The following is a 9,959-nucleotide window of genomic DNA, read 5'->3' on the forward strand; positions in this document are numbered from 1 at the left end:
GATGGAACGCGAGGCGGGCGCGGCCAAACTGCCACGCACCTGGTGCAGGCGCAGCCTTAGTCGATCTTCTTGGCGTTCATGTTGCCGGCGTAGCCGGCCCGGCGGATCTTCGCGTGGGCGGGTTCGATGGACACGGTCGGGCCGTTGACCTGCAGGTTCAGGTTCGCATTAGTGCTGGTTGGGTGCACCACCGTGCTGACCTGCGGCAACGCGGATGCCAGCGCTCCGCCAGGGCGATGCACAGCGCTCCTAGTCGTACCGCCTTTAAAATCATCAGCACACCCCTCAAAGCCGGTTTCCGACGTTTTGTCATTGAATGTCCTGCGTACCATTCAGCGGGGTTTTGGGTGGGGTTGGCTGTGTGGGGTCGCTGGGTGGGGTCTGCCGCCTGGGGTCTGTTCGGGTTTGGGTTGTGTTGGGTGTGGCGGGCTGGGTGCGGTGGGTAAGCTCCGCGGTGTCGGCTGGTTGGGGTCGATGTCGTGCCGTGGGACGGGGGCGTTGATGGCGCGGGTGCTGGTGCTGGTGGATCCGGGTGTGGGTGTGAGCCCGTCGGAGCTGGTGAAGCTGTGGTCGCCTGCTCCTCCGCTCACGGCGGGTGCGGTGGTGGTGGAGGCGGTCCGGGGGCGGGTGATGCTGCCCGGGGTGCTGGAGGTCCTGGTCCTGCCGGTGGCGGTGAATCTGGCGAGCAGCGCCCTGTTCGAGCTGGTCCGCTCGTGGATCGGCCGCGCCCGCGGGTCGGACGAGGTGGCGTTCGAGGTGGTGGAGTCGACCGACGACCAGGGCAACCGGGTCGTCGTCGTCCGTCCGCATCGCACCGGCTGACCCTGGAGGGTTGGCTGTGGGTACGGTGGTTGTCCGGGAGCAGGAACGCCGCTCGGATGGAACGTTCGCGGTCCGGATCGTCTTCGATGACGGCGTCGAGTACGACGTCGACCTCCGCGATCCCGCGGAAGGCCAGGATGAGCGGCTGTTCGCCTGGTATTTCGAGGAGCATCTGCGGTACCCGTTCCTCGACAAGGAAGCCGAACGGGCAGCGAAGAAGCGGATCGAGCAGTACGGGCAGGAGCTGTTCCAGCAGCTGTTCACCGGCCAGGCGCAGTACGACTACCGGCGGATGCGGGAGCGGGGGTTTGACGGCTGCCGGGTGGAGGTAAGCGGGTCGGCGGCGTTCCAGCGACTGCACTGGGAGACCCTGCGGGACCCCGAGCTGCCCTCACCGTTGGCCATCCGCCTGCCGGTGACCCGCCGGGTCGAGCCCCTGTCCAACCGGTTCGAAGCCGCATCCGACCGGGCCACGCTGAACATCCTGGTCGTGACAGCCCGACCCGACGGCCCGGCGGACGTGGGGTTCCGGACCTTGTCCCGGCCGCTCCTGGATGCCCTGCGACAGGCCGCGGTGCCGGTGACGGTGGACCTGGTCCGGCCGGGCACGTGGGACGCCCTGCGCGGCCATCTGGATGCGACCCGGGCGGAGCATGGCGGGGGCTGGTACCACGTCGTGCACTTCGACCTCCACGGCCTGTTCACCGCCCACGACGCGCTCGAAGCAGGACGGGAAGCAGGCCGGTTCTTCCTGCGGCGGCGGTCTGAGGAGTTCGACGGCGAGCAGGGCTTCCTGTTCTTCGAAACCGCCCAGGACGGCAAAGCCGAACCCGTCCCCGCCGCCGACGTCGCCAGCCTGCTCGCAGAGCACCGGGTGCCCGTCGCGGTGCTCTCCGCATGCCAGTCAGCGATGCAGAACGGCGACGAAGCAAGCCTGGCGTTCCAGCTCGTCCAAGCCGGCGTGCCGCTCACGGTAGGCATGGCCTACTCGGTGACCGTGTCCGCGGCGGCACAGGCAATCCCGGCGCTCTACCGGCGGCTGGCGGAGAAGGCCGACCCGGTCGCCGCGGTCCATGCGGCACGACGGCGACTGTTCGACGAACCGGCACGCCACGCCTACTTCAACGAAGAACTCGACCTGGAAGACTGGATGCTGCCAGTCCTCTACCGCCAACGCCCCATCGACCTACGGCTGCGGGAGATGACCGAACCCGAAGCCCAACGCTTCTACACCCGGCAGATCACCGTGGCGGACGAGCCGGCGACCGAGTACGGGTTCGTCGGCCGGGACCTCGACGTCCAAACCGTTGAACGGCGGCTTCTGCTCGACGACAGCCGGAATGAGCTGCTGGTACGGGGGATGGCGGGGGCGGGGAAGTCGACGCTACTAACCCACCTGGGCTGGTGGTGGCAACGCACCGGCCTCGTCGACCACGTATTCCGGTTCAGCTACGAAGACCAGGCCTGGACCGCCGCACAGATCATCCGGGACATCGGGAAACGACTCCTCACCCCCATCGACCAGGCGAAACTCGACGCCCTGTCCGACGACGCCCAGCTGGAACGGATCGCGGGCCTGCTACGGGCACAGCGCCACCTGCTCCTGGTCGACAACGCCGAGTCCATCACCGCAAGCCCGGCATCCATCCCCCACGCCCTCCCAGTGCCTGAGCAGCAGCGGCTACGAACCCTACTCGGCCGGCTCCGCGGCGGCCGGACGCTGGTCCTGATCGGCTCGCGGGAAGCAGAAGAGTGGCTGGCCCCGGGCACGTTCACCAGCAGCGTCTACGAGCTACCCGGACTGGATCCCCAGGCTGCCCGTGACCTGGTCGACCGGATCCTGACCCGCCACGGCGCCACGCATTACAAAGACGATCCCGGGCAGCGGGAAGCCTTGGACGGGATCATCGACCTCCTCGGCGGCTACCCGCTTCCCCTGACCATCGTCCTACCAGCCCTCGCGGAAACCACCCCGACCGCCGTCCTGGACGACCTCAACAGCGGCGGCCAGGAAGCCGGCCCGGTGGGACTGGCCCGGCTCGCCATCGAAGCCAGCCACGGCAAACTCGACCCCGCACTCCAACAATCCCTGCTGCTGCTCGCCCCGTTCGTCGCCACCGCACCCACCGGCCCGCACTTGGAGCGCTATCAGGAGATCCTCACCGAATATCCGGCGGTCGCAGCACTCGGCACCGTGGATCTCGCCGCCGCGGTGGACCATGCGGTTCGGGTGGGTCTCGCCACCGCGCACCCCCAGCTGAGCAACACGGTGCAGCTCCAACCCGTCCTGCCCTACTTCCTCCGCAATCGCATCCGGGACCACCCCGACCTTGCCGCCGCCGCAGCTGACACACACTACCAGTACCACTGCGAACTCGGCGCCACGGCGCACCAGTTATTGACCTCGAACACGGCGCAGGACCGCACCCGGGGCCGGGCTGTGACTGCCACGGTCTACGCGAACCTGCAGGCCGCGGTCACCCACGCCCTGACCACCGCACAACCCGTCCTCCCCGCCCTCGAACCGTTGGAGGAGTACCTCGCCAAGGCCCAGCAGCACCACTCACGCTGGCAGCTCCTCACCCGCGCCATCGACAGCTATCGCACCCCCGACACCGCTGCCAGACAGGGCGAACTCGCCGAGCTTCACCACCTCGCCGGCATCGTCGCGCAGGCGCAGCGTCGGTTCAACGACGCCACCACCCACCTCCAACACGCCCTCGACATCAAGCTGAAGTTCGGAGACGAACACGGCGCCGCGAGCACCTACCACAATCTCGGCGTGGTCGCGCAGGAACAGCGCCGGTTCGACGACGCCACCACCCACTACCAACACGCCCTCGACCTCGACCTGAAGTTCGGAGACGAACACAGCGCCGCGAGCACCTACCACAATCTCGGCATGGTCGCGCAGGAACAGCGCCGGTTCGACGACGCCACCACCCACTACCGCCGCGCCCTCGACCTCCTGCTGAAGTTCGGAGACGAACACAGCGCCGCGCGCACCTACCACAATCTCGGCGTGGTCGCGCAGGAACAGCGCCGATTCGACGACGCCACCACCCACTACCAACACGCCCTCAACCTCGACCTGAAGTTCGAAGACGAACACAGCGCCGCGCGCACCTACCACCATCTCGGCATGGTCGCGCAGGAACAGCGCCGGTTCGACGACGCCACCACCCACTACCGCCGCGCCCTCGACCTCTTCCTGAAGTTCGAAGACGAACACAGCGCCGCGGGCACCTACCACCAGCTCGGCGGGGTCGCGCAGGAACAGCGCCGGTTCGACGACGCCACCACCCACTACCGCCGCGCCCTCGACCTCTTCCTGAAGTTCGGAGACGAACACAGCGCCGCGAGCACCTACCACCAGCTCGGCAGGGTTGCGCAGGAACAGCGCCGGTTCGACGACGCCACCACCCACTACCGCCGCGCCCTCGACCTCGCCAGGAAGACCAGCGATGAACGCCTAGCATCAATCGTGGCCACAACATTGGGGCGATTCCTACTAGAAACCGAGAGGTACGGCGAAGCGGTTGGGGTACTCATCTACGCAGCCGCAAGCTGGCATGAAATGTACGGTATTTGGCCCCCCGAGGATCTCGGCTGGCTGAAACGCGCCCGTCGCCACCTCACCGGCGATGAATACGACACGGCACTTCGCACCCACGCCCCGGAAGATCTTGCGGAAGAAATCAGGGCCGGGATCGACCGAGCCGAGGAACCAGACAACGAGTCGTAACATCACGGCAGGATCGCCTTCCCGCCAGGCGAGGCAGCGCGATCACAGCGACCCGGGCCGGGGGCGGAGACCCGCCACCCCCGGGAAACGATCCCCGGCCGGCCGATGGCGCAGCTCCTGACACGAGCCGCCCGCGGACCTCCTCGCTACCCTCGGTGGCGAAGTCGGCCTCGATGCGCCACCTCATGGGGTCCTCGACGGTCCCCGCCGGGCGGCTTCGGGGCCGCCGGGCTGGGCCTATTAACTTTTGGTCTGTCGTTCGGCGGTGACCTGCGAAAACGCAGGTCAGCACGGTGTAAGTGCCGAATTATCTCCTAAGCGGTAGGCCGCAGGTCCGATTCCTGCCAGGGGCACAAACCCATGCTGACCTGCGACAACGCGGATAACAACGATCTAGCAGGGCGATGCACAGCGTTCCTAGACGTGCCGCCTTTAAAATCATCCGTACACCTTGTAAATTCGGGTTCTGGCGTTTTTCCCATTAATGTCCGGCGCACCGTCGGGCGGGGTTTTTGGTGGGGTCGGCTGTGCGGGGTCGCCGGGCGGGTGGGGTCGTCAGGGGTCTGTGCGGGTTTGGGTTGTGTTGGGTGTGGCGGGCTGGGTGCGGTGGGTAAGCTCCGCGGTGTCGGCTGGTTGGGGTCGATGTCGTGCCGTGGGACGGGGGCGTTGATGGCGCGGGTGCTGGTGCTGGTGGATCCGGGTGTGGGTGTGAGCCCGTCGGAGCTGGTGAAGCTGTGGTCGCCTGCTCCTCCGCTCACGGCGGGTGCGGTGGTGGTGGAGGCGGTCCGGGGGCGGGTGATGCTGCCCGGGGTGCTGGAGGTCCTGGTCCTGCCGGTGGCGGTGAATCTGGCGAGCAGCGCCCTGTTCGAGCTGGTCCGCTCGTGGATCGGCCGCGCCCGCGGGTCGGACGAGGTGGCGTTCGAGGTGGTGGAGTCGACCGACGACCAGGGCAACCGGGTCGTCGTCGTCCGTCCGCATCGCACCGGCTGACCCTGGAGGGTTGGCTGTGGGTACGGTGGTTGTCCGGGAGCAGGAACGCCGCTCGGATGGAACGTTCGCGGTCCGGATCGTCTTCGATGACGGCGTCGAGTACGACGTCGACCTCCGCGATCCCGCGGAAGGCCAGGATGAGCGGCTGTTCGCCTGGTATTTCGAGGAGCATCTGCGGTACCCGTTCCTCGACAAGGAGCTCGAACGAGCTGCGAAGAAGCGGATCGAACAGTACGGGCAGCAGCTGTTCAAGCAGCTGTTCACCGGCCCGGCGCAGTACGACTACCGGCGGATGCGGGAGCAGGGGTTCGACGGCTGCCGGGTGGAGGTGAGCGGGTCAGCGGCGTTCCAGCGACTGCACTGGGAAACCCTGTGGGATCCCGAGCTGCCCTCCCCCTTGGCCGTCCGCCTGCCCGTGACCCGGCGGGTCGAGCCGCTATCCAGCCGGTTCGAAGCCGCATCCGACCGGGCCACGCTGAACATCCTGGTCGTGACAGCCCGGCCCGACGGCCCCTCGGATGTGGGGTTCCGGACCCTGTCCCGACCCCTGCTCGACGCCCTGCGGCAGGCTGCGGTGCCGGTGACGGTGGATCTGGTCCGGCCGGGCACGTGGGACGCCCTGCGTGGCCATCTGGACGCGATTCGGGCGGAGCATGGCGGGGGCTGGTACCACGTCGTGCACTTCGACCTGCACGGCTTGTTCACCGCCCACGACGCGCTCGAAGCCGGCCGGGAAGCGGGCCGGTTCTTCCTGCGGCGGCGCTCTGAGGAGTTCGACGGCGAGCAGGGCTTCCTGTTCTTCGAGACCGCCCAGGACGGCAAAGCCGAACCCATCCCCGCCGCCGACGTCGCCGGCCTGCTGGTGGAGCATCGGGTGCCCGTCGCGGTGCTCTCAGCATGCCAGTCAGCGATGCAGAACGGAGACGAGGCGAGCCTGGCGTTCCGGCTCGTGCAGGCCGGGGTGCCGCTGACGGTGGGCATGGCCTATTCGGTGACGGTGTCCGCGGCGGCGCAGGCGATCCCCGCGTTGTACCGGCGGCTGGCGGAGAAGGCCGATCCGATCGCCGCGGTCCACGCGGCACGACGGCGACTGTTCGACGAGCCGGCACGCCACGCGTACTTCAACGAGGAACTGGACCTGGAAGACTGGATGCTGCCGGTGCTCTACCGGCAACGCCCGGTCGATCTGCGGCTGCGGGAGATGACCGAGCAGGAAGCCCAACGCTTCTACACCCGGCAGGTCACCGTGGCCGACGAGCCGGCGACCGAGTACGGATTCGTCGGCCGAGACCTCGACGTTCAAACCATCGAACGCCGGCTCCTGCTCGACGACACCCACAACCAGCTGTTGGTGCGGGGGATGGCGGGGGCGGGGAAGTCGACGCTACTGACCCATCTGGGCTGGTGGTGGCAACGCACCGGCCTCGTCGACCACGTGTTCCGCTTCAGCTACGAAGACCAGGCCTGGACCGCCGCACAGATCATCCGGGACATCGGGAAACGACTCCTCACCCCCGTCGACCAGGCGAAACTCGACGCCCTGTCAGACGACGCCCAGCTGGAACGGGTCGCAGGCCTGCTGCGGGCGCGGCGGCACCTGCTCGTGGTCGACAACGCCGAATCCATCACCGCAAGCCCAGCATCCATCCCCCACGCCCTCCCCGCAGTCGAACAGCAACGACTACGGACCCTCCTAGGCCGGCTCCGCGGCGGGCGGACACTGGTCCTGATCGGCTCACGCGAAGCCGAACAGTGGCTGGCCCCGGGCACGTTCACCGACAACCTCTACGAGCTACCCGGACTGGACCCCCAGGCCGCCCGTGACCTCGTCGACCGCATCCTCACCCGCCACGACGCCACCCACTACAAAGACGATCCCGAGCAGCGGGAGGCGTTGGACCGGATCATCGACCTCCTCGGCGGCTACCCGCTTCCCCTGACCATCGTCCTGCCCGCCCTCGCGGAAACCACCCCGACCGCCGTCCTGGATGACCTCGACACCGGCAGCCAGGAAGCCGGCCCGGTGGGACTGGCCCGGCTCGCCATCGAAGCCAGCCACGGCAAACTCGACCCCGCACTCCAACAATCCCTGCTCCTGCTCGCCCCGTTCGTCGCCACCGCACCCACCAGCCCACTCCTGGACCGCTATCAGGAGATCCTCACCGGCTACCCGGCGGTCACAGCACTCGGCGCGGTGGACCTCGCCGCCGCCGTGGACCACGCGGTTCGGGTGGGACTCGCCACCGCGCACCCCCAGCTAAGCAACACGGTGCAACTGCAACCCGTCCTGCCCTACTTCCTGCGCAACCGCATCCGCGACCACCCCGACCTCGCCGCCGCCGCAGCCGACGCCCACTACCAATACCACTGCGAACTCGGCGCCACGGCGCAGCAGCTGCTCACCTCGAACACAGCACAGGACCGCACCCTGGGCCGGACCGTGACCGCCACGGTCTACGCGAACCTGCAGGCCGCTGTCACCCACGCCCTGACCACCGCACAACCCGTCCTCCCCACCCTCCGGCCATTGGAGGAGTACCTCGACCAAGCCCAGCAGCACCACCCACGCCAGCAACTCCTCACCCGAGCCATCGACAACTACCCCACCCCCGACACCACCACCAGACAGCACGAACTCGCCCACCTTCACCACCTCACCGGCATCATCGCGCAGGCCCAGCGCCGATTCGACGACGCCACCACCCACCTCCAACACGCCCTCGACCTCAAACTGAAGCACGGAGACGAACACAACGCCGCGACCACCTACGGCCAGCTCGGCAGGGTCGCGCAGGAACAGCGCCGATTCGACGACGCCACCACCCACTACCAACACGCCCTCGACCTCTTCAAGAAGGCCGGAGACGAACACAGCGCCGCGCTCACCTACCACAATCTCGGCGCGGTCGCGCAGGAACAGCGCCGATTCGACGACGCCACCACCCACTACCAACACGCCCTTAACCTCAAACTGAAGGCGGGCGACGAACACGGCGCCGCGAGCACCTACCACCAGCTCGGCACGGTCGCACAGGAACAGCGCCGATTCGACGACGCCACCACCCACCTCCAACACGCCCTCGACCTCCTCCTGAAGTTCGGAGACGAACACAGTGCCGCGAGCACCTACCACCAGCTCGGCACGGTCGCACAGGAACAGCGCCGATTCGACGACGCCACCACCCACTACCAACACGCCCTCGACCTCTCCAAGAAGACCAGAGATCCACGTCTCGCATCAATATCGGCAACAACATTTGGGCGATTCCTTGCAGAAATCGGGAGATACGGCGAGGCGGTAGGAATACTAATCTACGCAGCCGCAAGCTGGCATGAAATGTACGGCGTATGGCCCCCCGAGGACCTTGGCTGGCTGAAACGCGCCCGCCGCCACCTCGCCGGCGACGAATACGACACGGCACTGCGCACCCATGCCCCGGCCGATCTTGCGGAAGAAATCGGGGCCGAGATTGACCGAGCCAAGGAACCAGATAACGAGTCATAGCATCGCGTAAGATCGTCTTTACGACATGCGATCGGGCCGACAGGCCAGACAGCGGCCGTGGACTGGCGATTACTAATACCGCGCCACAATTTTCAGGCTGTGTGAGTACCGTGCTTTTCACAGCGCAGGAAGCAGTGGCCGATCGCCGGCGCGGCGTTGTAGCCGAACTTGCCCATCCGCTCCTCGCCAGCCCCCTGCCAGGTGGCCAAGCGGTTCGCGGCGCTCCAGGCGATGTAGCACGATCGCAGCGACCTGGGCCGCAGCGGACGCCCGCCACCCCCGAGAAGCGATCCCCCGCCCTGGACAGGATGATCGTCACCGGGTGAGGTTGCAGCTCCTGGCAGGATCCGCCCACGGACCGCTTCGCTACCCTCGGTGGCGAAGTCGGCCTCGATGCGCCACCTCGTGGGGTCCTCGGCGGCCGCCGCCGGGCGGCTTCAGGGGCCGCCGGGCTGGGCCTATTAACTTTTGGTCTGTCGTTCGGCGGTGACCTGCGTTTTCGCAGGTCAGCACGGTGTAAGTGCCGAATTATCTCCTAAGCGGTAGGCCGCAGGTCCGATTCCTGCCAGGGGCACTGGTCACCATGACCATCGGTGTGACCTGGGCATACAGCCCGCCAGCCCTCCTGCGCCGCCTAAATTAATGCGAACCTCCTCGGCGTAACCGCTTACATGCGGAGTGTGGCGACCACGGTTGTGGGTCCACACGGTCCGCTCTGGCGCCTATCCATCCGGCAGCCGGATCTCCAGGCTGCTTCATCCGAGGACGGCGGAGCTCGGAACAGCATCGTCGACCTGTCCGCATAGGGGGCATCACAGTGGACGGTGACGAAAAATCGTCGTAGCTGGCGACATACTCCCGCCGGGGGCGTGGGCAGACACGATGTTACGGTTGCCC

5 protein-coding genes are annotated in these 9,959 nt (G+C 67.4%); 4 read left to right on the plus strand and 1 reads right to left on the minus strand.

Annotated elements, in window-relative coordinates; genetic code table 11:
• Nucleotides 1-56 precede the first annotated feature (56 nt).
• Nucleotides 57-242 carry a hypothetical protein gene (locus AC559T_RS26120; RefSeq protein WP_498870409.1) on the minus strand — a complete coding sequence of 62 codons (186 nt, stop codon included), beginning with the start codon at nucleotides 240-242 and terminating at the stop codon, nucleotides 57-59.
• A 196-nt stretch (nucleotides 243-438) separates the two neighbouring features.
• Here AC559T_RS26120 and AC559T_RS26125 point away from each other — a divergent pair, with 196 nt between their 5' ends.
• From AC559T_RS26125 to AC559T_RS26140, 4 genes are all read left to right on the plus strand, one after another.
• A complete protein-coding gene (locus AC559T_RS26125; RefSeq protein ID WP_498870410.1) occupies nucleotides 439-822 on the plus strand; it encodes a hypothetical protein in 384 nt (127 codons plus the stop codon).
• A 16-nt stretch (nucleotides 823-838) separates the two neighbouring features.
• Nucleotides 839-4,567 (plus strand): tetratricopeptide repeat protein, encoded by a 3,729-nt coding sequence (locus AC559T_RS26130; RefSeq protein WP_498870411.1) that lies wholly within the window; start codon nucleotides 839-841, stop codon nucleotides 4,565-4,567.
• Nucleotides 4,568-5,173: 606 nt separating this feature from the next.
• A complete protein-coding gene (locus AC559T_RS26135; RefSeq protein WP_498870410.1) occupies nucleotides 5,174-5,557 on the plus strand; it encodes a hypothetical protein in 384 nt (127 codons plus the stop codon).
• A 16-nt stretch (nucleotides 5,558-5,573) separates the two neighbouring features.
• Nucleotides 5,574-9,062, plus strand: a complete 3,489-nt coding sequence (locus AC559T_RS26140) for a tetratricopeptide repeat protein (protein WP_498870412.1) — start codon at nucleotides 5,574-5,576, stop codon at nucleotides 9,060-9,062.
• Nucleotides 9,063-9,959 lie beyond the last annotated feature (897 nt).

Source organism: Frankia sp. Hr75.2 (assembly GCF_949319125.1).
Classification (GTDB): Bacteria; Actinomycetota; Actinomycetes; order Frankiales; family Frankiaceae; genus Parafrankia; species Parafrankia soli.